24 protein-coding genes are annotated in these 23,775 nt (G+C 67.1%); 10 read left to right on the forward strand and 14 right to left on the reverse strand.

The annotated features are described in order from the left end of the window. Positions 1-2 precede the first annotated feature (2 nt). The gene (locus NP511_RS19655; RefSeq protein ID WP_233274371.1) at positions 3-551 is read right to left on the reverse strand and encodes a ubiquitin-like small modifier protein 1; all 549 of its coding nucleotides are present in this window, start codon (positions 549-551) and stop codon (positions 3-5) included. Here NP511_RS19655 and NP511_RS19660 point away from each other — a divergent pair. Both NP511_RS19660 and NP511_RS19665 read left to right on the forward strand, forming a co-directional pair. Beyond that, positions 484-1,692, forward strand: a complete 1,209-nt coding sequence (locus NP511_RS19660; protein WP_049966778.1) for an MFS transporter — start codon at positions 484-486, stop codon at positions 1,690-1,692. The genes NP511_RS19655 and NP511_RS19660 overlap by 68 nt on opposite strands. Before the next feature lie 57 nt (positions 1,693-1,749). After that, positions 1,750-3,300 (forward strand): FAD-dependent oxidoreductase, encoded by a 1,551-nt coding sequence (locus NP511_RS19665; RefSeq protein ID WP_049966779.1) that lies wholly within the window; start codon positions 1,750-1,752, stop codon positions 3,298-3,300. 151 nt (positions 3,301-3,451) lie between these two features. On the opposite strand, the gene NP511_RS19670 is transcribed toward NP511_RS19665, so the two are convergent. From NP511_RS19670 to NP511_RS19705, 8 genes are all read right to left on the reverse strand, one after another. Then, positions 3,452-4,342: an ABC transporter permease gene (locus NP511_RS19670; RefSeq protein WP_049966780.1), complete on the reverse strand. Its 891-nt coding sequence runs from the start codon at positions 4,340-4,342 to the stop codon at positions 3,452-3,454. After that, a complete protein-coding gene (locus tag NP511_RS19675) occupies positions 4,339-5,400 on the reverse strand; it encodes an ABC transporter ATP-binding protein (RefSeq protein WP_049966781.1) in 1,062 nt (353 codons plus the stop codon). The genes NP511_RS19670 and NP511_RS19675 overlap by 4 nt, the downstream gene beginning before the upstream one ends. 116 nt (positions 5,401-5,516) lie before the next feature. After that, positions 5,517-6,272: a hypothetical protein gene (locus NP511_RS19680; RefSeq protein ID WP_049966782.1), complete on the reverse strand. Its 756-nt coding sequence runs from the start codon at positions 6,270-6,272 to the stop codon at positions 5,517-5,519. A gap of 185 nt (positions 6,273-6,457) precedes the next feature. After that, complete coding sequence (locus tag NP511_RS19685) at positions 6,458-7,051, reverse strand: DJ-1/PfpI family protein (RefSeq protein WP_049966783.1); 594 nt, start codon at positions 7,049-7,051, stop codon at positions 6,458-6,460. Between the two features lie 276 nt (positions 7,052-7,327). Beyond that, positions 7,328-8,512, reverse strand: coding sequence for a molecular chaperone DnaJ (dnaJ, locus tag NP511_RS19690; RefSeq protein WP_049966784.1), 1,185 nt, complete (start codon positions 8,510-8,512; stop codon positions 7,328-7,330). Positions 8,513-8,777: 265 nt separating this feature from the next. Further along, positions 8,778-9,206 (reverse strand): hypothetical protein, encoded by a 429-nt coding sequence (locus NP511_RS19695; RefSeq protein ID WP_136396922.1) that lies wholly within the window; start codon positions 9,204-9,206, stop codon positions 8,778-8,780. Positions 9,207-9,363: 157 nt separating this feature from the next. After that, positions 9,364-11,295 (reverse strand): molecular chaperone DnaK, encoded by a 1,932-nt coding sequence (dnaK, locus tag NP511_RS19700; protein WP_049966785.1) that lies wholly within the window; start codon positions 11,293-11,295, stop codon positions 9,364-9,366. Between the two features lie 227 nt (positions 11,296-11,522). Beyond that, a complete protein-coding gene (locus NP511_RS19705; protein WP_049966786.1) occupies positions 11,523-12,590 on the reverse strand; it encodes a nucleotide exchange factor GrpE in 1,068 nt (355 codons plus the stop codon). A gap of 212 nt (positions 12,591-12,802) precedes the next feature. Here NP511_RS19705 and NP511_RS19710 point away from each other — a divergent pair, with 212 nt between their 5' ends. Next, on the forward strand, positions 12,803-14,269 hold the full coding sequence (locus NP511_RS19710; RefSeq protein ID WP_049966787.1) for a DEAD/DEAH box helicase: 1,467 nt from the start codon (positions 12,803-12,805) through the stop codon (positions 14,267-14,269). 135 nt (positions 14,270-14,404) lie between these two features. On the opposite strand, the gene NP511_RS19715 is transcribed toward NP511_RS19710, so the two are convergent. Further along, positions 14,405-14,986, reverse strand: coding sequence for a hypothetical protein (locus NP511_RS19715; protein ID WP_049966788.1), 582 nt, complete (start codon positions 14,984-14,986; stop codon positions 14,405-14,407). A 114-nt stretch (positions 14,987-15,100) separates the two neighbouring features. Between NP511_RS19715 and NP511_RS19720 the strand changes: the two genes are divergently transcribed. The 3 genes from NP511_RS19720 to NP511_RS19730 all read left to right on the forward strand — a co-directional run bounded on the left by NP511_RS19720 (position 15,101) and on the right by NP511_RS19730 (position 18,213). Beyond that, on the forward strand, positions 15,101-16,657 hold the full coding sequence (locus NP511_RS19720) for a DUF790 family protein (RefSeq protein WP_049966789.1): 1,557 nt from the start codon (positions 15,101-15,103) through the stop codon (positions 16,655-16,657). 64 nt (positions 16,658-16,721) lie between these two features. Next, entirely contained in the window at positions 16,722-17,690 is a 969-nt protein-coding gene (locus tag NP511_RS19725; RefSeq protein ID WP_049966790.1) for a malate dehydrogenase, read from the forward strand. 70 nt (positions 17,691-17,760) lie between these two features. Next, entirely contained in the window at positions 17,761-18,213 is a 453-nt protein-coding gene (locus NP511_RS19730) for a response regulator (protein WP_049966791.1), read from the forward strand. 40 nt (positions 18,214-18,253) lie between these two features. Here the strand turns inward: NP511_RS19730 and NP511_RS19735 are convergent, their stop codons facing one another. The 3 genes from NP511_RS19735 to NP511_RS19745 form a co-directional block, all read right to left on the reverse strand. Then, positions 18,254-18,814, reverse strand: coding sequence for a DUF7122 family protein (locus tag NP511_RS19735; RefSeq protein WP_049966792.1), 561 nt, complete (start codon positions 18,812-18,814; stop codon positions 18,254-18,256). Then, the gene (locus NP511_RS19740) at positions 18,814-19,722 is read right to left on the reverse strand and encodes an RsmB/NOP family class I SAM-dependent RNA methyltransferase (RefSeq protein WP_049966793.1); all 909 of its coding nucleotides are present in this window, start codon (positions 19,720-19,722) and stop codon (positions 18,814-18,816) included. Before NP511_RS19740 ends, NP511_RS19735 begins: the two co-directional genes overlap by 1 nt. Before the next feature lie 143 nt (positions 19,723-19,865). Then, complete coding sequence (locus NP511_RS19745) at positions 19,866-20,117, reverse strand: hypothetical protein (protein WP_211249121.1); 252 nt, start codon at positions 20,115-20,117, stop codon at positions 19,866-19,868. A gap of 119 nt (positions 20,118-20,236) precedes the next feature. On the opposite strand from NP511_RS19745, the gene NP511_RS19750 reads away from it, so the two are divergent. The 4 genes from NP511_RS19750 to NP511_RS19765 all read left to right on the forward strand — a co-directional run bounded on the left by NP511_RS19750 (position 20,237) and on the right by NP511_RS19765 (position 23,050). Further along, positions 20,237-20,983 carry a proteasome assembly chaperone family protein gene (locus NP511_RS19750; RefSeq protein WP_049966794.1) on the forward strand — a complete coding sequence of 249 codons (747 nt, stop codon included), beginning with the start codon at positions 20,237-20,239 and terminating at the stop codon, positions 20,981-20,983. Between the two features lie 110 nt (positions 20,984-21,093). Beyond that, positions 21,094-21,891 (forward strand): M14 family metallopeptidase, encoded by a 798-nt coding sequence (locus NP511_RS19755; protein ID WP_006180583.1) that lies wholly within the window; start codon positions 21,094-21,096, stop codon positions 21,889-21,891. Between the two features lie 108 nt (positions 21,892-21,999). After that, positions 22,000-22,344 carry a glutaredoxin family protein gene (locus NP511_RS19760; protein ID WP_006180581.1) on the forward strand — a complete coding sequence of 115 codons (345 nt, stop codon included), beginning with the start codon at positions 22,000-22,002 and terminating at the stop codon, positions 22,342-22,344. A gap of 121 nt (positions 22,345-22,465) precedes the next feature. Further along, positions 22,466-23,050: a DUF7110 family protein gene (locus tag NP511_RS19765; RefSeq protein ID WP_006180580.1), complete on the forward strand. Its 585-nt coding sequence runs from the start codon at positions 22,466-22,468 to the stop codon at positions 23,048-23,050. A 101-nt stretch (positions 23,051-23,151) separates the two neighbouring features. Here the strand turns inward: NP511_RS19765 and NP511_RS19770 are convergent, their stop codons facing one another. Then, positions 23,152-23,718, reverse strand: coding sequence for a hypothetical protein (locus NP511_RS19770; RefSeq protein ID WP_049966795.1), 567 nt, complete (start codon positions 23,716-23,718; stop codon positions 23,152-23,154). Positions 23,719-23,775 lie beyond the last annotated feature (57 nt).

Below are 23,775 nucleotides of genomic sequence, written 5' to 3' on the forward strand. Positions count from 1 at the left end.
CGTCAGCCGCCGTACACCGACGGCACCAGCCGGATCACGGCTCCGTCCTCGAGCGGCGTCTCGAGCCCCTCGAGGTGGACGACGTTGCGTTCGTCCTTCGTGACGACCGTGTCCCCGGCCAGCCCCGCCCCGTCGTCGGCGACGAGTTCCCCCTCGAGGCCCGGAAACGCGGCCTCGAGGTCGGTCAGGAGGTCGCCGACGGTCTCGGCCTCGGTCTCGTAGCGAACGGTCTTCTCACCGACCGCGTCGCGGAAGGGGCCGAAGAAGGCGCACTCGAGTTGCACGACCCTCCGTTCGACGGGGCGGACCTTGAAATCGACGGGTCGAGCGGCGAGCGATGTCACGAACACGCGGTCGTGACACCGAGGGATCGTTCGGGACGGCTCGTGGCCGAAGCCGATCACCGTCGAGTCGACGCCGTCCCGCCGGCAGCGCCGGCCGCGATCACAATCCTGTTGGGCGTTCCCTTCGGAGAGCCGACCAGTGGCAACGTCGACACAGCGCCGACGGACGCTCTGGGTCGTGGTGGCCGCGGCGACGCTGACGGTCATGGCCGGGGCGATCCTCGGCCCGATCGTCCCCCAGATACGGGACGAACTCGGGGTGTCGGGGTCCGCGGCCGGCCTGATCATCACCACTCACGGCGGCGTGATCGTCCTCGCGAGCCCGCTCGTGGGATCGCTCGTCGACCGGATCGGGCCGCGTCGTCCCCTCGTTGGCGGCCTGTTCGTCTACGGCCTCGGCGGCGGCGCGGGACTGTTCGTCGACGCGTTCCTCCCGCTGCTGGCTTCCCGCGTCGTCCTCGGACTCGGGACCGCCGCGGTGTATACGTCGGTGACCGTCCTCATCTACGATCTCTACGAGGGGCAGGCGATGGAACGGGCGCTGGGCTATCGCAGCAGCGCGAACAGCGCCGGCGCGGCGGTCTGGCCCCTCGTCGGCGGCGTGGCCGGGAGCCTCGCGTGGAACGCCCCGTTCGGCATTTATCTCGTCGCGGTGCCGCTCGGCTTGCTGGCCGCGGCGACGGTCCCCGAGATGACGGCCTCGAGCGACGGGACCGATACCGCGGCGAACGGGAGCGGCCGGGCCGACGGGGCGGAACGCGGGGGCGGCGGCGTCCTCGCGGTCTTTCGTGACCGGCCAGCGCTTCCGCTAGTCTACCTGCTGTACTTCGGGGCGAACGCCCTGCTGTACGTGATCGTCGTCTACTACCCCCAGTTGCTCTCCGGCATCGGCGTGACCTCGTCGCTGCGGATCAGCCTCTATCTGGCTGCCAACGGCGCTGCGGGCGGCGTCTCGGCGATCGCCTACGACCGGCTGCTTGGCTACGCCGATCGATCGACGCTCGTCCTCGCGGCCTTCGGCCTCTGGGCCGGCGGGCTCGCGACCGCGACGGTCGTCGGGACCGCAGCGGGCGCGGCCCTGCCGGTGGTCCTGTTCGGACTCGGGATCGGACTGGTCTTCCCGTCGACGTTCGCCTGGGTCGAGGCCCTCGCCCCGCCGGACCGACAGGGGCAGTTCAGTTCCTACATCGCCTCCTTCGGCTACACCGGGCAGTTCCTCTCGCCGGTCCTGTTCGGGGCGCTCGTTCCCCTCGCGGGCGTCGAGGGCGTCTTCGCCGCCGCCGCAGCGATCGCCGGTATCGCCGCCGTCGGACTGGGGACGAGCCGGCTCCGCGGCGCGGCGTCCTGAGCCCGCGTCCACCCCCCAGCCCTTTTGTCTGGGTGTGGATAGCCCGACCCGCATCCGATGTCGGACCCGACCCCGGCCGAGTCCCCGCGCCCCGAGTCGCTGTGGCTCGCCACGACCCCCACGACCGACTACGGCCCCCTCGAGGACGGTCTCACCGTCGACGCGGCCGTCATCGGCGGCGGAATCACCGGCCTTTCCGCCGCGATCGAACTGCAAGACGCCGGCCGCTCGGTCGCCGTCCTCGAGGCCGACCGGATCGTCGAGGGGACGACCGGGCACACGACGGCGAAGCTCACCTCCCAGCACGGACTGGTCTACGACCGGCTCGTTTCGCAGTTCGGCGCGGAGACGGCGCGCCAGTACGCCGCGGCGAACGAGGCGGCGATCGAGACGGTCGAACGCCGCGTCGAAGAGTTGGGCGTCGACTGTGACTTCCGCCGGACGCCGGCCTACACCTACGCCGCGTCACCCGACGATGTCGGCGAGATCCGCGACGAGGTCGAGGCCGCCCAGCGGGTCGATCTGCCGGCGTCGTACGTCGATGACACCCCGCTGCCGTTCGACGTGCCCGGCGCGGTCCGCTTCGACGAACAGGCCCAGTTCCACCCACGGAAGTACCTGCTCGCGATCGCCGAGCGGGTCCGCGACGACGGCGGCCACGTCTTCGAGGAGACCCGCGCGCTCGAGGTCGATCCCGGGTCGCCGTGTCGTATCGAGACCGATCACGGGACGGTCGTCGCCGACGACGTGGTCGTCGCGACCCACTTCCCGATCCTCGACCGGGCCGGCTACTTCGCGCGGATGCACCCCCACCGCGCGTACCTGCTGGCCGTCCGGATCGACGGGACGCCGCCCGAGGGGATGTACTACAACACGGCCACGCCGGCGGCGACGATGCGGCCGTACTCGGCCGCGGACGGCGAGGAGGACGATCTCCTCCTCGTGGGCGGCCAGAGCCACAAACCGAGCGTCGACGGCGTGCCGACCTCCGAGCGCTACCGCCGCTGCGAGACTTTCGCCCGCGAACACTTCGAGGTGGAGTCGGTCGAGTACCGCTGGTCGACGATGGACTATTCCCCCGTCGACTCCGTCCCCTATATCGGTCGGATCGATCCGCTGTCGGACCGGGTCTACGTCGGCACCGGGTTCAACGGCTGGGGAATGACGACCGGCACCGCCGCGGGAACGATCCTCGCCGACTTGATCGTCGAGGGCTCGAGCCCGTGGGCCGACGTCTTCGATCCCCAGCGGTTCACCCCGAAGGCGTCGGCCAAGCGCTTCCTCGAAGAGAACGCGACCGTCGGCGGGAGCTTCGTCGGCGACCGAATCGAGTCCCTGCTGGCCGCGCTCGGGGCCGACGGCGCTGATGACCTGCAACGGGGCGACGCCCGCGTCGTCCGACGTGCGGGCCAGCCCGTCGGGCTCCACCGCGACGACGAGGGCACGACCCACGCCGTCTCGGCGACCTGTCCGCACATGGGCTGTCTCGTCCGGTGGAACGACGCCGAGCGCACCTGGGACTGCCCCTGCCACGGCTCGCGGTTCTCCCGCGAAGGCGAGGTCCTCTCGGGACCCGCCCTCGAGGGACTGCTGTACCGGCGGCTGTGACGGTCGCGGGCCCTGCCAGTTTCCACTGACGGCCAGCGAGTCGCGTCGACTGCCGGGCGGGTACAACACGGACGACGGCACGCCTGCTCGATGCGGTCACCATATCGCAAACGCCCGCCGGAGACGCCCCCGGCACGGTATACGGGAATCGTTATTTCACGTCGGAACTCGAGGCACGGGACAGGAGGTAGACGGCGACCCCACCCAACAGGAGATCGAGGCCGAGCAGCACGGCCACGCCGGGAACGACGCCGTCGAGCGTCCCGCCGAACCACGAGACGTCGATGACCGTCATCACGTCCCGGTCGATCATGAGCGAACGGGCGGCATCGACGCCGTACGTAACGGGGTTGATACGGGCGAACGTCCGAATCCAGTCGGGGAGTGCCGTGAGCGGAAGGAACGCACTCGAGAGGAACAACAGCGGGAACTGCAACAGGTTCGCGCCGATGATCGTCGATTCCTGATCTCGCGTGAGAATCGCCAACGCGTTCGAGAACGCGACGAACCAGAGCGAGAAGAGAACGCCGACGGCGATGATACCGAGGGCACCGACGACGCCGGTGACGATCTCCGCGCCGAGGAGGACGCCGAGTCCGAGAATGATCGCGATCTGCACGGCGATTCGAAACACTTCCGCGGCGGTCTTGCCGACGAAGACGGCCGTGCGGTTCATCGGCGTGACGAGAATCTTCTCGAACATCCCGTTCTCGATGTCGTTGACCAGTCCCACGCCCGAGGTGATGGCCGCCGCGAGGGCGACCTGAATCGCGATCGCCGGGACCAGATACGTCTCGTAACTGATCCCCGGAATCCCTCGATTGACAGCGCTGCCGGCGACGTTCCCGAACACTTCCGTGAACAACACGAGGAAGATGATCGGCTGGACGAGCGAGACGACCAAGACGAACGGGTTCCGAACGGCCTTTCGGTTCCACCGCTTGAAATTCACCCAGACGTCTCCGACGAACGTGTTCCCGGCGCGTGCGTCCGGCCGCGCCGAGGATGCCGGCGTGTCCTCGTCGGCCCTCGGCGTACTCATGGTACGGCCTCCGTGTCGTCGGTCTCGAGTTCCTCACCCGTGATCGCCAGGAACACGTCGTCGAGCGTCGGGGCACGGATATTGAATCCGGTCACCGTCAACTCCGCGTCCCGGAGCGCGACGAGCAGGTCGGTCCCGTACTGTCGCACTGTCTCCGCGGTGACGCTGATGCCGTCGTCCGTTTCGGTGACGGACGCGTCGGCGAACGCATCGAACTCGCGCGCGATCGTCGCCGCCTGTTGTCGGGCCGTCGACCCGCCCTCCAGTTCCACGTCGAGGACCTCACCGCCGACCTCGCGTTTCAGGGCCGCAGGGCTCCCGTCCGCCACGATCTCTCCGTCGAGAATGACCGCCAGGCGGTCACAGAGTTGGTCCGCCTCCTCGAGGTACTGTGTGGTCAGGAAGATGGTCGTTCCGAGGTCGTTGATGCGCCGGAAGTAGTCCCACAGACGGTTGCGAGCCTTCGGATCCAGCCCCGTCGTCGGTTCGTCCAAGAAGACCAGCGGCGGGCGGTGGACCAGCGCGGTCGCGGCGTCCAGTCGCTTCTTCATGCCGCCCGAGAACTCCTCGGCCCGCTTGTCCGCGACGCCGGCGAGGTCGACGAGATCGAGTAGTTCGGAGACTCGTTCGGACCGTTCCCCCCGCGGCACTCCGTACGCCTCACAGGCGAACCGGATGTTCTCCTCGGCGGTGAGTTCCGGATCGATACTCGTCTCTTGGGCCATGTACCCGATCGACTCCCGGATCTCACGGGATTCCGAACGCACGTCGAAACCGTTGACTCGAACCGCTCCGCCGGTCGGGGACAACAACGTCGCGAACACCTTGATCGTCGTCGTTTTCCCCGCTCCGTTCGGCCCGAGAAAGCCGAAGAACTCCCCCTCGGGGACGGCCATATCGATCCCGCGGACGGCCGCAGTCCCGTCGGCGTAGACGAGTTCAAGTCCATCGACAGCGATGGCAGCAGCGTCCCCAGTAACAGCGGTCGTTCCCCCTTCGCGGGATCTGGCGTCGTCGTGGGGTCGTTCGACCGATTGCTCCGGTTCCGATGGCGACATACCCTTATTACTCGAGGCGGCGTAATATACTCCCGACGTCGAATCGTCATCCGTGCTACAGGAAACGGGTGCATGCCCGATCGAACGCTGGCGTCGCGATCGGCGTCGAAACCGTTTCAGTGGCTCCGAGAGACGGATACGGACTCGAGATCGATCCGACCGGGCTCCGGAACCGGCGCGTCGGAATCGCTCGAGACGGCGTAGTCCCCCAGTATCTCACCGTCGTTCGCGTCGCCCGGCAGCACGATCACGGCCTTCGCGAGCAGCGGCGCGATCACGCCCGCGACGACGGTTCGGGGGTCCGACAGCGGCCCGCGGACCACGACGCGGTCGTCGGCCTCGAGGTCGGTCCCCTCGAGGACGCCGTGTGCGGCCTCGAGGACCTGCTCGTGCGTCACCGTCCGCTCGCCGTCGGTCAGGATCGCCGTGTCGGGATCGATCGCCAGCGGCGGGAACGACGGGTTCTCGCTCCACAGTCCCGCGTCGAAGTGATGGACGTCGGGCGCGTCGGGCTCGTCGCCGTAACCGACCCGCTGTGCGCCCTGCGGAAGGTCGTAGGACTCGAGCGCGCTGACCGGCGCGACGAGCGTTCGGAAGTCGCCCTCGTCCGTGAGGTCTGTGGGCGGGTCGAAACGAGTGGTCCCCTCGAGCAGCGTCGTCCCGAAGAAAGCGAGCAGGGCCAGCGGCCCGTCGCCGACGACACCGACGGTGACGCCCTCGCGAACCCCCGAGTGGCGCAGGAAGTTGCCGGCCTTCCACGCGGTCGTACACAGCCAGTGGTAGTCGTACTCCCGCCCCGTCGCGTCGACGAGGGCGATCCGGTCGTCCCGCAGCTCGCGGGTGAGCAGGTCGTCGACCGTCCCAGCGTTCATGGTCGGGACTGAGGACCGCGGGGGAAAAAGAGCGCCGACTCGTGTCGTTCGTCTCGCCTTCGGTCCCCGCTATACGGCGGGATTCGGCCCGCCGTCCGCTCCTCCCATACGGTCTCCTGTCAGTCATTGCCGGTGGGACCGCGACCGCCCTGCGGTCCCACCTGGCATCGGGACAGCAAACCGTCTCAGTCGTCGGCGGCCGCCGGCTCGGCGTGATCCACGTCGGTCCCGAGGACCGCGAGGAACTCGGCGAGCCACTCGGGGTGGTCGGGCCAGGCCTGCCCCGTCACGAGGTTCCCGTCGCGGGTCACCTCGTCCGTCCACTCCGCGCCCGCGCCCCGGACGTCGGCCTCGAGGGCCGGATAGCCGGTACAGGTTCGGCCCTCGAGGACGTCGGCCGCGGCGAGGATCTGGAGGCCGTGACACAGCGCCGCGACGGGTTTGTCTTCCTCGAAGAAGTGCCGCGTGATCTCGAGGACCTCGTCGTAGGTCCGGAGGTATTCCGGCGCGCGCCCGCCCGGGACCACCAGCGCGTCGTACTCGGACGGCTCGACCGCGTCGAAGTCGTGGGTCAGTTCGAACTCGTGTCCCGGCTTCTCGGTGTAGGTTTGGTCACCCTCGAAGTCGTGGACGGCGGTCGGACAGGTGTCGCCGGCCTCCTTTTCCGGGCAGACGGCGTGTACCTCGTAGCCGATCATCTCGAGCGCCTGAAACGGGACCATAACCTCGTAATCCTCGACGAAGTCGCCCGCGAGGAGCAAGATTCGTTGTTCTGTCATGGTATTCCACGCGGTCGTTCGGTCGCGATGAGTATAACACGTGTTGGTTGTTATCACGACACTCATCAGGCCGAACGGATATCCGCAGCGAGTGGCCAACGGATCCGAGTAACCGCATCGACCTCGCCGACACTGAGAGGGGTAGTTCACATACCGAAGCCATCGACGGAGGAGCGTTCGGTCCGTACACCCCCTGCTCGACGAACTCGGCGTCGACTGAGAACCCCGCGCCGCTACTGTCCGAGTCGAGGCGAGGACCCGACCACTGTCGCCGGTTCAGAACGCCCGCTTGATCTTCTCGAAAAAGCCTTCCTTCACTTCGATCTCGTCGCCGCCGGCCTCCGCGAACTCCTCGAGGGCCTCGCGCTGGTCCTCGTTGAGGCTCTCGGGGGTGACGACCTGCACCTTGACGTAGAGGTCGCCCTGCCCGCGGCCGCGCAGTCGGGGCATCCCCTTGCCCTCGAGGCGGAAGGTCTCGCCGCTCTGGGTGCCCTGCGGGATCTCGAACTCCGCGCCGCCCTCGAGGGTGGGGACCTCGACGGTGTCGCCGAACGTGGCCTGCGGGAACGAGATCGGCAGCCGGTAACGCAGGTCGTCGCCCTCGCGTTCGAACTCCTCGTGGTCGCGGATCGAGACGTCGATCAGCAGGTCGCCGCGGGGGCCGCCCTCGGGGCTGGGCGCGCCCTCGCCTTCCATCCGCAGCGTCTGGCCCTCCTGAATACCGGCCGGGACCTCGACGGTCAGCGTCGCCTCGGTGCGGACGTAGCCCTCGCCGCGACACTCGCCGCAGGTCTCGGAGTAGATCGTCCCCTCGCCCTCACAGCGGGGACAGGCCGTCGTCTGCTGGACCCGGCCGAGCGGCGTCTGCTGGACCTGGGTCACCTGCCCGCGGCCCTGACACTCCGAACAGGTCTCGGCGTCGGCCTCCGGCGGGTGGCCCTCGCCCTCACAGACATCACACTCCTCGGGCCGCTCGAGCGAGAACTGCTTTTCCGCGCCCTCGTAGGCCTCTTCGAGGTCGATCTCGAGTTCGGTTCGCAGATCGCGGCCCTTGCGGGGGCGACGGCGACCGCGGCCGCCGCCACCGCCGCCGAAGACCTGCTCGAAGAGGTCGCCGAGGCCGCCGCCACCGCCGCCCATACCACCCATACCGCCACCGCCCATGCCGCCGCCGAACGGGCCGCCGCCCATGCCGCCCGCGCCGCCGGACTCGCTGGCGTCGAAGCCGTGTTTCTCGGCCTGCTCGTAGCGCTCGTGGCCCATCTGGTCGTAGGCCTCGCGCTTCTCCTCGTCGGTCAGGACCTGCTTCGCCTTCTGGATCTTCTTGAACTTCTCCTCGGCGTCGGGGTCGTCGCTGACGTCGGGATGGTACTCGGTGGCCTTCGTCCGATACGCCTGCTTGATCTCCTCGGTAGAGGCGTCGGGGCTCACGCCGAGTACGTCGTAGAAGTCCTCGCTCATTCGTTGTGCAACCGATACTCGTCTGAGGCACTTGAAACGACCGTTCCACCACAACCTTTTGCTCTGCGCTCCCTCGCTTTCGCTCGGTCGCTCGGCAAAAGGTTGATCAAAAGCACTCCACCCTCCGTTTCGGCTCGCATAGCGAGCCTTCACATCGGTCGTCGGCCCGCTCGCTCACTCAGTTCGCTCGCGATAATTCAGAGGCCGCCTGCGAGGCGACACTATCACAAACAACTCCGCTGAATCGAAGTAGTCGGGATCATTTTTAATCAGTAACCGTCTCACAGCCGTAGCTCGGTTTCAGACCTTCACCTTCTTGCATATTGTAATAGATTGTTAAGCTTGTAGATGTTCCTTCGGAACACTCGTCAGAATGAGGGTCAGTACCCACTTGCGGATCCCAGTGGAAGACCTCGGGTTTATTATCATCGATAGCAACAGAAAATTCTGCAGGAGTACCTTCGATTATCTGGTTTTCGTCGCCGGTAAGCGGCTCTAGATCGTATACTTCGCCGAAGATTTCTTCGCCGCTTTCGTTGGAAACAGTGACTATGAACGTGTGCGATTTGTCACTGCCGTTTAGCATATCTACGTAGTGCCGATTGGTGTCTTTGCTCGTGCGAAGAGAGCAACCACCGAGGGGAGCGCTGCCAAGAGCGCCTATCGAAGCGAGCAGCAACCGACGGGTATTCATACCGTATTCTAATCCGCATATACATAAGAATATTATCACAGTCCGGACTACAAAACAGATCCATCACTCAGCACGGGGCGAACAGATCTGATAGCAACGGAATCACGGAACCAAGCCCGGGGTCGTTAGACCACGCCCGAAAGGTGAGGAAGGCTCGTTACTCCTCGTCGTCTTCCTCGAAGTCGACGTCCTCGAAGTCGGCGTCGACGAACTCCTCGCCCTCGTCGCCGGCAGCGCCTGCATCGGGGCCGGGGTTCGGACCGCCGCCCATGCCGCCCATTCCGGCACCGCCGGCACCTGCAGCGCCGCCGGCTGCACCGCCAGCGCCGGCAGCGCCCGCACCGGCTTCCTGCTGGTAGACCTGTTTACCGATCTCCTGCAGTGCCTCGCTCAGGCTCTCGGTCGCGGCCTCGATATCCTCGGCGTCGGCCTCGTCGTCGTCGATCGTCGCCTCGAGGTCCTCGATCTCGGCCTCGATGTCGGCGCGCAGGTCGTCGTCGACCTGCTCGTCGTTCTCCTCGAGCAGCGTCTCGGCGCGCTGGATCGTGGCCTCGGCGTTGTTGCGGGCCTCGATGCGCTGGCGCTTTTGCTGGTCTTCCTCGGCGTGTTTCTCGGCCTCGCGCTGCATCTTCTCGATCTCCGAGTCGGAGAGGCCGGCGCCGCCCTCGATGGTGATCTCCTCGGTGGTGCCGCTGCCCTTGTCCTCCGCGGAGACGTTGACGATGCCGTTCTCGTCGATGGAGAACGTGACCTCGATCTGGGGCGTTCCGGCGGGGGCCGGCGGGATGCCGGTCAGGTGGAACTCGCCGAGCATCTCGTTCTCCTCGGCCAGTTCGCGCTCACCCTGGAAGACCCGGACCTGAACTGTCGTCTGGTTGTCCGCCGCGGTGGTGAAGATCTTCGACTCCTCGGTCGGAATCGTCGTGTTCTTCTCGATGAGGCGCTCGAAGAGACCGCCCTTGACCTCGATCCCCAGCGAGAGCGGGGTGACGTCCAACAGGACGATGTCGTCGACCTCGCCGCCAAGCACGCCGCCCTGGATCGCCGCGCCCAGCGAGACGGCCTCGTCGGGGTTGACGTTCTTCTGGGGCTCCTTGCCGGTCAGCTCCTCGACCTTCTCCCCGACCTGGGGCATCCGGGTCGAGCCGCCGACGAGCAGCACCTCGTCGATCTCGTCTTTCTCGTAGCCGGCGTCTTCGAGGGCCTGCTCGGTCGGTTCGACGGTCCGTTCGATGAGGTCGCTGGTCAGCGACTCGAACTTCGCGCGGGTCAGCGACTCCTCGAGGTGGATCGGGCCGTCGTCGGTCGCCGTGATGAACGGGAGGTTGATCTCGGTCTCCTTGCGCGAGGAGAGTTCGATCTTGGCCTCCTCGGCGGCGTCTTTGAGCCGCTGGAGGGCCTGTCGGTCCTCGCGGAGGTCGATCCCGTGTTCCGCCTCGAACTCCTCGGCGAGCCAGTCGATGATGGCCTCGTCCCAGTCGTCGCCCCCGAGGTCGTTGTCACCGTTGGTCGCGACGACCTCGTAGACGCCGCCGCCGAGATCGAGAATGGAGACGTCGAAGGTCCCCCCGCCGAGGTCGTAGACGAGGACGGTCTGGTCCTGATCGTCCTCGAGGCCGTAGGCCATCGAGGCGGCCGTCGGCTCGTTGATGATGCGCTCGACCTCGAAGCCGGCGATCTCGCCGGCGTCTTTAGTCGCCTGGCGCTGTCGGTCGGAGAAGTACGCGGGGACCGTGATGACGGCTTTCTCGACTTCGTCGCCGAGATAGTCCTCGGCGTCGCGTTTGATCTTCTGGAGGATCATCGCCGAGATCTCCTCGGGCGTATACTCCTCGTCGTCGATCTCGACGGTGTAGTCTTCCTCGCCGATGTGGCGCTTGATCGACTGGATCGTCTTTTCGGGGTTCTGGACGGCCTGATTCTTGGCCGGTTTCCCGACGAGTCGCTCGTCGTCGGAGAAGGCGACGACGGAGGGAGTGGTCCGTTCGCCTTCGGAGTTGACGATGATCTCCGGATCGCCGCCTTCCATCACCGCAAACGCGCTGTTCGTCGTGCCGAGGTCGATTCCGAGAATTTTGTTGCTCGCCATCGTGGAGGGGTATTGTGCGCACTTTGTTTTAAAGGTTACTAGCCGGACTCGAAACCCGAATAAAAGCCCGATACGAGGGAGTAGCGGCTCGCTCGCGGTAGTTGGGTCTCAGTAAAAACGGGCGGGGAGATCGGTCGATCGGCCCGCCGTGTCGGACCGGCGGTCGACTGTGAACCGGTCAGTTGCGTCGTCGTGACGGACAGAGCAGCGATACTCTGAGAGAACGGCTACTCGTCGTCGGCGACTTCGCCGCCGAGTTCGATCGCCTCTGCGTCCTCTTCGCCGTCGTCGGATTCGGCCGACTCCTCGTCGGTCCCGGACTCGCCGTCGTCGGCGCTCGAGCCGTCGACGTCGCCGTCCGCATCGGCGCTCGAGTCCTCGTCGTCGGCGAACTCCCCGTTCGAGACCGTGACCTGTGCGTTCTGGATGACCTTGTCGCCCATCTCGTAGCCGGGCGTGTAGACGTCGGCGACGGTTCCCTCGGGCTGGTCGCTGTCGACCTGCATCATGACCTCGTGGCGCTGGGGATCGGTCTCGGTGCCGGGCTCGGGATCGATCTCGGCGACGTTCTCGTCCTCGAGGATGCGGTCGAACTCCTTGAGCGTCATCTCGACGCCCTCCTGCAGACTCTCGACGTCGTCGCTGTCCTCCTCGAGGGCGCGTTTGAGGTTGTCCCGGACGGTGATGAGCCGCTCGACGAGGTCCTCCGTCGCGCGGTCTTTGATCTGCTGTTGGCGCTTCTTGGCGCGTTTCTTGTAGTTCTGGAAGTCCGCCTGCTTGCGCTTGAGCCGGCTTTTCAAGTCCTCGACTTCCTCCTCGTATTCCTCGAGTCGGTCGTCGCGGGCCTCGAGTTCGTCCTGCAGTTCACCGATAGTTTCGGCCTGTGATTCGACGCGTTGCTCGAGGTCCTCGAGTTCCTCGCGTTGGTGGCTGACGGTCCCGTTCAGGTCGCGGGCCTCCTCGACGATCGAGTTGACCTGCCGAGCGAGTTCGTCGTCGTACTCGGTGACCCGATCGAGGAGCCGCTGGATGTCCTCGCTGGTTTCGGGTGCGTCAGTCTCGTCCGCCGCGGGGGCCGACTCGCCCTCGGCAGCGTCCCCGTCGGCGTCGGTCGTCGCCTCGCTCTCGTCGTCGGTTCCCGCGGGTTCCGCGTCCGACTCCTCGACGTCGGGAGCCGGCTCTGATTCCCCATCCGTCGAGACGTCGGGGTCCGCCGCGGCCGTCTCGCCGTCGTCGGATTCCTCCTCGGACGGGACACCCGGGGCGGACGTCTCCGTGCCCTCGTCTTCGCTCATATGGCTGTCAACGAACAGCGGTAATAAAAGGGTTGAGGTACCCGTGTCGGAGCCGCCGGCATCGCTGTGCCCATCTATAGTAGCCACTGAAAGTCATTGCACACCTGATCGCACGACTGCGTCGCGCTCAGTGTGTAAATCGTTTCAGTGGCTACTATAGTCGCCCGGACCGCCCCACCTCCGGATTTGCCGTCCCGAGTACCCGACCGTATATGTGTATCTACCCCCCACTGGGACGCGTGACGCGGAGCCCGAACGACGAGCCGACCGCGATCGAATGTCGGTACGAGGACGGGACGGTTCGGATCGACGACCTCAAGACGGCACCGCTCTCGCCGTCGTCGCTCCGGGAATCGGTCCCCGAACTCGAGGCCGATTCCCGAACCGGCTGCTGGCGCGTCCCTGCCTACCGCTACGCCGAACTGCGGGCGGCGCTGTGGCGGGCCGACGCCGCGGTCGAGGACCGCGTCCTCGATCTCGAGTCCGTCGGGGACCTCGCGTCAGCCTACGAACTCCGGCCGTACCAGGAACGGGCGCTCGAGTCGTGGCTCGAGACCGACCGGTGGGCCGACGTGCCCGGGCCGGAGTCGCCCGCTCGAGCGCCTGCCGGCGTCCTCGAACTGCCGACCGGCAGCGGCAAGACCGTCATCGCCCTGAAGGCGATCGAGCGGCTCTCGGTCCCGACGCTGGTCGTCGTCCCGACGATCGACCTCCTCGAGCAGTGGGAACGGGAACTCGAGCGGGAGTTCGACACGCCGATCGGGCGCTTCGGCGGCGGCGAGCAACGACTCGAGCCGATCACCGTCTCGACGTACGATTCGGCATATCTGAAGGCTGATTCGGTGGGTGACCGGTTCGGGTTCGTCGTCTTCGACGAGGCCCACCACCTCGGCGGCGAGGGGTACCGCGAGATCGCACGCTTGCTCGCCGCCCCCGCGCGGGTGGGTCTGACCGCGACCTTCGAGCGCCCCGACGGTGCCCACGAGGTCGTCGAAGCCCTCGTCGGGCCGCTCGTCCACCAAGTCGACGTGGACGACCTCGCCGGCGACCACCTCGCGGCCTACGATCTCAAGCGCCTCGAGGTATCGCTGACCCCCGAGGAGCGCGAGGAATACGAACGAAACCAGGAGACGTTCACCGACTACCTCGCGAGTTCGAACATCGAGATGCGGAGCGGCTCGGACTACCAGGAACTGGTCAAGCGGTCGGGGTCGGACCCCGAGGCCCGCGAGGCGCTGCTCGCGCGCCAGCGCGCACGGGAGATCATGTTCGGCAGCGAGGCCAAACTCGAGGCCCTGGCGGGGATCCTCGACGACCATCGGGACGACCGGGTCATCGTCTTCACGGCCCACAACGACCTCGCGTACGACGTCAGCGAGCGGTTCCTCATCCCGACGATCACTCACCGGACCGGGACCGCCGAGCGCCGCGAGATCTTGGCGCGGTTCCGGGAGGGGACCTACGGCCGGATCGCGACCTCGAACGTCCTCGACGAGGGCGTCGACGTCCCCGACGCGAACGTCGCGGTCGTCCTCTCCGGCAGCGGCAGCGAGCGGGAGTTCGTCCAGCGACTCGGACGGGTCCTCCGCCCGAAGGACGACGGCGGCCGGGCGGTCCTCTACGAGGTCATCACAGCCGATACCGGCGAGCAACGGATCGCCGCCCGACGGCGGGAGTGACGCGCCGAAGGGGCCCCGCAGCGGGTCGTCACCGATCGAATCGAGCGACTCCGACCGACCGTTGCACTCCACGTCGGCCCACGCTCGAGGCGGCACAGTCCCGCGATCCGGCCCGTGTGGTCTTGCCGCGTCGCTTCAGTGGGTATCGTCCACGTTCCACTCTCCACCGAGGTCCCCCCGCTCGGTCGTCACGAACGAGCCGTCCTCGAAGCGTGTCACGCGGCCGGTCTCCTCGCTCAGCGTCAACGTCGACACCACGTTCGGCCGCCGGGAGGTATCCAGTGCGCTCATGTGGCGCGACCCCATCCAGTCCTCGTAGCCGGGATCGTCCGGATCCGCCTTCCCGCTCTCGAGTTCGTCGGGACCGAGGTCGGTAAACCGGACCAGTTGTTCCTGGACGACGCCGTCGACGCTGACGACGACGGCCCCGTCGCGGGTCCTCGCGACCTCTCGGGCCGTCTCGTAGAAGGCGTCGAGATCGAGACAAACGTCGTGACAGCGGTCCGTCGGCCACGTGTTGTCGCCCATCGGGTACGCGAAGTCCGCGACCGACGGCCCGATGACGACGGCGACGTACATGCCGGGACCTTTGACGTACTGTTCGTCCCACCGATCGAAGTCGATGCTGAGCGACTCGAGGGCATGTGCCAGGCAGTCGACCAGTTCCCGAACCCCGTCGTGGGTCTCGTACGCGATCCGGAGCGACGAATCGTCCATACCGGAGGGTGGAACCGAACCGCCGTAATATCAGTGCCTGAGCCCCGTCGGCGAGGGCTATCGTCGGGTCTTCGTCCGGGTCACTTTTGCCGGTGCCGCGCCGACATCGGACGAATGCTGACGAAGGACCTGCTGCGCGTCTCGCGGGCCGGCGGCGGCTACCACCCGCAGTTCGCCGGCCGCGACCAACGCCCGCTCGCGGCCAGAGTCCTCGGCACCTATCAGGGCCACGTCGGCGAACCCCGCGGCGACCTCGAGGACGCGCTGACTACCCTGGAGAACGAGGCCGACGACTTCAAACTCGTCCGCGGCCTCTCGGCGCTGCTCGAGCGCGAGGCGACGTTCGAGACCGACGCGGCGATCGACCCCGAGAAAGCCCGCCGGGCGGCCTTCGAGGCCGCCGAAGCGATCGGCGTCGTCACCGAGGACGAGCGGGCGATGGCGCTGATCCGGGCGGGCGAGTCGCTCGACGTCTCGGCGGACGACCTCGAGACCGCCCTCTACGCCGACCTCGAGGAGCGACAGGTCCTGACCGCGGTCGAGCCGCGTTGGGACCCCGACGGACTGCTCGCCCAGTACAACCTCTCGCTGGCTCAGACGGCGCTGTTCGACGCGACCGAAGTCCGGGTCCGCTCGAGCGATCCGAAGGCGCTGATCTCGGCGATCAAGCGCCTGCGGCTGCTGTACGAGATCCGGCGGCTCGAGGAGGAACCGACGCCGAGCGGCGGGGTTGCGGAGACAGACCTCGCGGACGGGATCGCCGAACGGGAGGTCGTCGTGACCGGCCCGACCCGGCTCTTCCGGGCGACGCGGCGGTACGGCACCCGCTTTGCCCGGCTGCTGCGGACCGTTGTGTCGGCCGAGCGGTGGTCGCTCGAGGCGACGATCGACGACCGCGGGACCGAGCGGACGCTCTCGCTCTCCCACGATGATCCCGTTCGGGTGCCCGACGCCGAACCGGTCGCGGACGTCTCGTTCGACAGCGGCGTCGAGGCAGACTTCGCCGCCCGCTTCACGAATCTGGATCTCGACTGGGACCTCGTGCGCGAGCCCGAGCCGCTCGCGACGGGGACGCGGGTGATGATTCCGGACTTCGCGTTCGACTACGCCTACGGCGACTTCCGGCTCTACTTCGAGATCATGGGGTTTTGGACCCCCGAGTACGTCGAGAAGAAACTCTCGCAACTGGCCGACCTCGAGGACGTGGACATGCTCGTGGCCGTCGACGAGTCGCTGGGCGTCGGCGAGGAGATCGCGGCCCGCGACCACCGGGCGATCCCCTACTCGGGAACGGTCCGGGTCAAAGACGTCGCCGACGTCCTCCGGGAGTACGAACGCCAACTGGTCGCCGAGAGCGCGGCCGCCCTGCCCGACGAACTCCGTCCCGACGAGGACGCGATCGCGCTCGAGCGGCTGGCCGACCGCCACAGTGTCAGCGAGGACGCCCTTGCGGACGTCTCCGTCCCGGACCACGAGCGCGTCGGCCGAACGCTCGTCCGGCCGGCCGTCCTCGAGTCGCTCGCCGACGCGATCGAGGCGGGGATGGCCCTCGAGGACGCCGAGGCGGTCCTCGAGGAGTACGGGATCGCCGACGCGAGCGCCGTCCTCTCGCGGCTGGGGTATCGCGTCGAGTGGGAAGGGTTGGCCGGCGGGACGCTCGTCGAGCGCTGACGGCGCTCCCGCCGGATGACAACGTCCCGGCCAAGTTACAAGTGCCCGCGCCGATAGCCCGGCCATGAACGTCCTCGTCGTCGGCGGTGGTGGGACGATCGGCAGCACCGTCGCGTACACGCTCGCGGTACAGCGTCCGGAGACGACCGTCACGCTCGCGGATCCCCAGACGGCGGTCACGACCGGCCATGCGATCGATCTGCGCCACGCGCAGTGTCACGTCGCCACCGCGGCGGGGCGTCCGTCGTTCGGCGACGACCCGCCCGGCACCGTCACCGCGATCGATCCGAGCGCGTCCCCGGGCCCCGATCCGATCGACGCGGCCGACGCGATCGTCGTCGCCGCGAGCGCCGCGCGCGACCCCGACAGCTTCGAACGGGGCGGTCGACTGTCGAACCTCGAGCGAAACCTCGAGATCGCCGCCGACATCGGCGAGTGGTTCGGCGAGGCCGACCCGACGCCGACGGTCGTGGCCGCCAACCCGACCGATCGGGTCACCTACCGCCTGTGGGAGGCGAGCGGCTGGCCCCGCGAGCGGTTCCTCGGCTACTCCCTGTCGGAGACGGCTCGCATCGCGGACGAACTTGCCCGCCGGTTCGACACCTCGCCCGCCGCCGTCTCCTGTCCGGTCCTCGGCGAACACGGCGAACACATGGTCCCCGCGTTCTCGCGGGCGACCGTCGACGGCGAGCCGATCGATCTCTCGGCGACCGAGCGCGAGGCCGTCCTCGAGTACGTCCGCGACGTTCCCTACGACGTCATCGAGCGGCGGGGGCCAGAGGACTCGTCGCGGTGGGTTACGAGCCGCGGCGTCGCCACGATCGTCGCTCGACTGGCCGACGGCGGAACCGACGAACCGGTCTGTCTCTCGACCCCGCTTTCCGGCGAGTACGGGCTCGAAGGCGTCAGCGTGAGCGTCCCCGTCCGGCTCGACGCCGGCGGCGTCGGCGAGGTCGTCGAGTGGGACCTGGCCCCGAACGAGCGGGACGGACTCGAGCGTGCTGCCGCCGCCGTTCGGCGCTCGCTGGCGTGATCCGGGGCCGATACCAACGTCTTTAGTGGTCACGCTTAATCCCCGATAGGCACTACCCCGACACAGTCACGTGTCCCCTCAGTCCTCCACGGAACCGATTTCCCTCCTCCTCGTCGAAGACAACCCCGGCGACGTGCGGTTGATCGAGGAGGCGTTCAACACGGCGTCGTTCGATGTCAGCTTGCACACGGAGGCCGACGGCGACGCCGCCCTCGAGTTCCTTCACGAACGGGCGGCGAGCGAGGACGGCCCCGAAGTGGACCTGATGTTGCTCGATCTGAACCTGCCCAGGACCGGCGGGTTCGAGGTCCTCGAGACGATCAAGGACGACCCGGAACTCGCGTCGCTGCCGGTGTTGGTCCTGACGAGTTCAAAAGCGAACGAGGACATCGTCCGGAGCTACGAACTGTGTGCGAACGCCTACCTGACGAAACCGACCGATCCCGACGAGTTCGCCGACATCGGCCGTGCGGTCGAGGCGTTCTGGATCGAGGAGGCGGCGCTGCCCCCGATCCCCTCGTAACGGTAGTCACCCGGCGGGCAGCGTCGGGGGCCGATCGACGCTACGACTCGAGGTCGCGTTGACGCCCCTTCGGCACCATCGAGCGGAGTTCGCCGTGGACGTAGAGGCCGACGCCGATCGGCTCGCGTTCGCCCCGGTCGACGGGTTCACCGTCTCCCCCCGGTTGGTCCGTCGGCCCGACCCCGACGTCGTGGGCGGCGATCAGATAGCCCCAGTCGCCGTCCCACCGCTCGATCTCCTGATCCTCCCCCGCGGCGAACCGGCGGGCCTCAGCGGGCTCTACGTCGATCACGCAGTCGGTCGCCGCGCGGCCGAACCGCTGGACGAAGTCGGTCGTGGGCTTCCAGTGTTCTTGGCGGGTGCGGAGACAAGTCATGCCGATGGCCTCGATCTCGAGCGGCGTCGACGCCTCGCCGCCGTAGAGCCATATCTTGCCCGCGCCCTTCTCCCAGAAGGTGTAGTCGTCGAACGTTTCGGACGGAATCCCGAACCGGTCGGCGAAGTAGTCGACGACCTCCTCGCGGGTGGCCCGGCCCTCGACGTCCCGTTCCGCTTCGGTCGCGGGCAGCCGGTCGAACCGCTGGCCGTCGTTGTCGCTCATCACGCGGTCACCTCCAGTTTCGCGACGAAGAAGCCGCCGGTGTCGTTGTGATGCGGGTAGATCCGGGCCGCCTTCTCGAGGCTCGAGTCGAACGACTGGCCGTCCCACTCGGTCAGGCCGGGCGCGTGTTCCAGCCCGAGATCGAAGTCGACGACGCGACAGTCCTCCGCCTCGAGGGCGTGTTGGACGACCGCTTCGTTCTCCTCGGGGGCGAACGTACAGGTCGAGTAGACGACCGTCCCGCCCTCGCGGGTGGCCTGGATCGCCCGGCGGATAATGCCCTTCTGGATGCCCGCGACCGAGGAGATGTGGTCCGGCGACCAGTTGTCGAGCGCGTCGGGGTTCTTCCGGATCGTCCCCTCGCAGGAACAGGGGGCGTCGACGAGCGTTCGGTCGAACTCGTCGAAGTCGAAGCGGGACAGCGAGTAGTTCCGGGCGTCGGCGTTGGTCACCGCGAGGCTGGTCGCACCCAGCCGTTCGGCGTTAAAACGCAGCGCCGAGATCCGCCCGAGGTTGTTGTCGTTGGCGACGACCGTTCCCCGGTCGTCCATCAGTGCGGCGATCTGGGTCGCCTTCCCGCCCGGTGCGGCACAGCAGTCCCAGACCCGCTCGCCGGGTTCGGGATCGAGGACGACCGGCGGCACCGCCGAAACCTCCTCCTGCCCGTGGGTAAAGCCGTGAAACGAGGCCCACGTCGAGCCTGGCGAGTCGGTCTCGAGGTCCAGTACCCGGGGGTTCCAGTCGGCCTGTTCGTACGCGAGTCCCTCCGCCTCGAGGGTCGCGAGGGCCCGGTCGACCGAGGCCTTGATCGTATTTACGCGGACGGCGTTGCCGAGCGGCCGCTGACAGGCCGCCAGAAAGTCCTCGAAGTCGTCGATGATCGGTCGATACCGCTCGAGTGGCTCCATCGACTGCGGGTTCGCGCGACTGGCGTTTGTGGGTTTCGAAGCGGACGGCCCAACGCGGCTCGTGCGGTTTGCCGGAACGATGTCCCGGTGCAACCGCGAGACCGCTCTGCGGTTGCACCGGAAATGACTCACAGTAGACCGTCTCAGTCCCGAAACGGCGGGACCAGTTCGAACGCCGCCCCGGCGACCGCGACGCTGGCGGCGAGCGCGGCGACCGCGACCGCCGTCGATCCGTCGACGAGGAGCCCCCGCACGCCGACGGCCAGAAACAGCAGCGAGAATCCCAGCAGCGAGAAGGTCCCGACGGCGTCGAAGATCGCGTCCGCGACTGCGGAACGGACGATCGCGTCGCGGTCCCGCCGTGTCTTCTCCGACTCCGGATCGGTCGTCGTCATCGTCGGACGAACGATCGGCGGCGATCGGTATAAATCCGCGGGCGACGGGAACGAATCCGGCGACGGTGTCGGCACACCCTGCCCCCGATTTTAAGCCGGTGACGTCCGTCGGTCCGAGCATGGCAGGAATCCGCGTCCACGGCGAATCGGTCGCGCTCGAGGATCCAACGCTCGTCGAAGGGTTTCCGGGCGTTGGTCTCGTGGGCAAGATCGCGACCGACCACCTCATCGAGCAACTGGAGATGGAGTACTACGCGAGCGTCAACTGCGAGGGGCTCCCGCGGATCGGCGTCTACCGCGAGGGCGATCGGACCGCTCGACCGCCGGTCCGGCTCTACGTCGACGAGGAACACGATCTGCTGGCGCTGCGAAGCGACGCGCCGATCAGCGCCAAGGCCGTCGAGAGCGTCGCGGAGTGTCTGACCGGCTGGATCGTCGAGCAGGGGGCGACCCCGCTGTATCTCAGCGGCCTCCCCGCGGAGCGCGAGAACGGCGAGCGACCCGATCTCTACGGGATCGAGACCGGGAACGCCGGGGACCGGCTCGCGGAGACCGACGTGGCGACCCCGCCGGAGGACGGCGTCATCACCGGACCGACGGGCGCGCTGATCAACCGCGCCGCCCACGAGGGCTACGACAGCCTCGGCTTCGTCGTCGAGTGCGACCACCAGTTCCCCGACCCCGAGGCCGCGAGCGTCCTCCTCGAGGAGGGGGTCGCCCCCGTCACCGGCCTCGAGATCGACGTGAGCGAACTGGTCGATCGCGCCGAGGAGATCCGGGCGAAGCGAGAGCAGTTGGCCCAGCAGATGCAGGCGATCGCACAGGAGGAGAGTTCGCAAGCCCAGCCGTTGCGGATGTACCAGTAAGGTCGCTGGCTGACTGAGCCGTCTCCCCGCCTCGGTCGTGGGGCATGCCACCATGTCAGTCCGGGTAAGAGACCGAATCGCCTTTGGCTCTTCAGCCGAACTAACTAGTAATGAGAGTCGCACAGCTCGGGTCGGGGGAGCCGGAGATCGCAGTCGTCGCGGGCGTTCACGGGGACGAACCCTGTGGCGTCCGGGCCGTCGAACGGCTGCTCGACGAGCGCCCGACCGTCGAACGGCCCGTCAAGCTCATCGTCGCCAACGAGGAAGCACTCGAGCGACGGGTTCGGTTCATCGACGAGGACCTCAACCGTGCGTTCCCCGGCGATCCGGACGCGACGACCCACGAGGGTCGCCTCGCAACCGAACTGGTCGACGAACTCGAGGGCTGTCTGACCTTCTCGATGCACTCGACTCAGAGCCACGCCGAACCGTTCGCCGTCGTCAACGGCGTCAGCGAGACGGCCGAGGAGATCGTGCCACAGCTGCCCGTGACGGCGATGGTCGAGACGAGCAACTTCGCGGAGGGGCGACTCTTCGCCGAGATCGACACGGTCGAGGTCGAGTGCGGGCTCCAGGGCTCGGAGACGGCCGCCGAAAACGCCGACCGGCTGACGCGGGCGTTTCTGACCGCCGTCGGCGTGTTGCCCGGCGATACGGTCCGACGCGACCTCCCGATCTATCGGCTCACGGATGTCATCAGCAAGGAGCAGGCCGACTCCTACGAGGTGTTCGTCGAGAACTTCACCGAGGTCGAGGCCGGCGACTCCTTCGCCGCCGCCGACGGCGACGAGCAGGTCGCCGACGAGTCGTTCTATCCCGTCTTGATGTCCCCGAACGGCTACCGGGACGTCTTCGGCTACGCCGCCGAGAAACTCGACGTCCTCGAGACGCCGGCGTCGGCCGACTAGATCGCCCGGGTTCCCTGTGCCAACGGTGTGTCCGGCCGGCGGTCGCGACCGACCGGCGTGAGTGCCGATGACGCAAGGCATATCCCCCTTACCGCCCTACGGACGAGTATGGAGTTCCCACCGAACCAGGGTCTCGATCAGGACGAAGTCGACGAACAGGTCGCCGAGGCGCTCGAGGAAAACGAGGTCGTCCTCTTCATGAAAGGGACCGAACTGATGCCCCAGTGTGGCTACTCCCGCAAGGCGCTTGGCCTGATCGACCAGCACCGCGACGAGTTCGAGACCGTCGACGTCCTCGACTCGCTCGACGAGTACCGACAGGCGCTGTCGGAACACAGCGGTTGGGAGACGATCCCCCAGACGTTCGTCGACGGCGAGTTCGTCGGCGGCTCCGACGTCCTCGAGGAACTCGAGGAACGGGACGAACTCGCGGAGACGCTCGAGACCGCGTAGGGCCGGCCCACTGGCGTGACCCATATACTCGAGTTGATATCTCACGCATTTAATAGCAGCTCATATAAGTCACGCCCTCGTAGTAACAGATCACGACTATCGCCGTACACACCTTCCCACAATGTCAACAGAGGAATCCAGACACGTATATCGGCTGCATTCGACCCTTGAACTGCCCCTCGAAGACCTTCGCGAACACATCGACGAGGCGAGATATCCCGACGGAATCGACGACGTCGAGATCACGCGACGCAACAACACGCTGATCCTCAAGGCCGTCGCCGAGGATCAGTCGGTCAGCAAGTACACGCCGACGGCCCAGCTCAAAGCCAGCGTCACGGAAAACCGGGTCTACGAGGAAGACCCCGACGAGCGGCGGCAGAAATCGTTCAGCTGGGACGAGGAAGAGGAAGAGGAGATCGAGTCCGAACTCGTCGAGTTCGCCGCGTTCAAGGGCGACCGCGAGACGGTCCTCCAGAACTCGCTGTTGCAATACGAGATGTTCCTCGTCCTCTGTGAGATCGCCGAGGCCGCCGAGAAGGGGACGCTGACGGCTATCTCGGAACGCGACGGCGACCTCGATGCGACCCGGATCGTCGACGGCGAACCCCGTCCCGCGGACATCGAAGTCGTCGAAGGGCCCCGCGATACCGGCTCGGGGCAAGGCGGCGTCAACTGGCGGGACAACAAGTTCATCACGGACTGAAGGCGCTTCGGCCGGAACAGAGCGGAGAGCTAACCGATGCGCTTTCCTCGCTGAAGATCAGGAGCCGTAGCTATGGCGGCTAACCGCACGGACGTAGCAAATTAGTTCTCAGCGTCGGTCGCACTGATCTCGAGGTCGACTGAGTCCCCGTCAGAGACCGTCCCGGGAATCTGGCTCGTTCCGTACCCGGCATCGAGCGCGAGACCCAATTCCGCCGACTCTTCTTGCGAGAGAAGCACGTGATTTTCGGGTTCGTCGAGCCGATCAATCGCTTCGGGACCGTCGAAGCCGCCGTCAGGAAAGAGAACGACGCCGCCGGTCGGAGAAACCGTCGTGGACAACTCGATCTCGTGGGCCGACTGATTCTCTGCCTTAATGAGTTTGGGAAACCCGGTAACGGAGCCGTCGTTTACACCTAGTCCCGGATCGGAAGTACCGTTATCGACCTCGGTGATCTCGACGGTGATCGTCCCGTCGCTCTCGCCCGTGACGAACCCGCCGTCGTCCCCGGAGCCAGGTGCGAGTCGCAACAGCGCGGCGTCGTCGACTGCGGTCGACACGGTGACACCGCGCTCGGCTTCAGTCCGGCTGAACGCACCGGTCCCGAAGGCCACCCCACCACCGGCGGTGAGAGCCCCCAACCCGACCAGAACCGTGCGTCGTTTCATTCGGTGGTCACTCTCGAGCGCTCCTATCAATATTTAATACTATAGATACATAACCGT

Source organism: Natrinema thermotolerans (assembly GCF_031165565.1).
GTDB classification, from domain to species: domain Archaea; phylum Halobacteriota; class Halobacteria; order Halobacteriales; family Natrialbaceae; genus Natrinema; species Natrinema thermotolerans.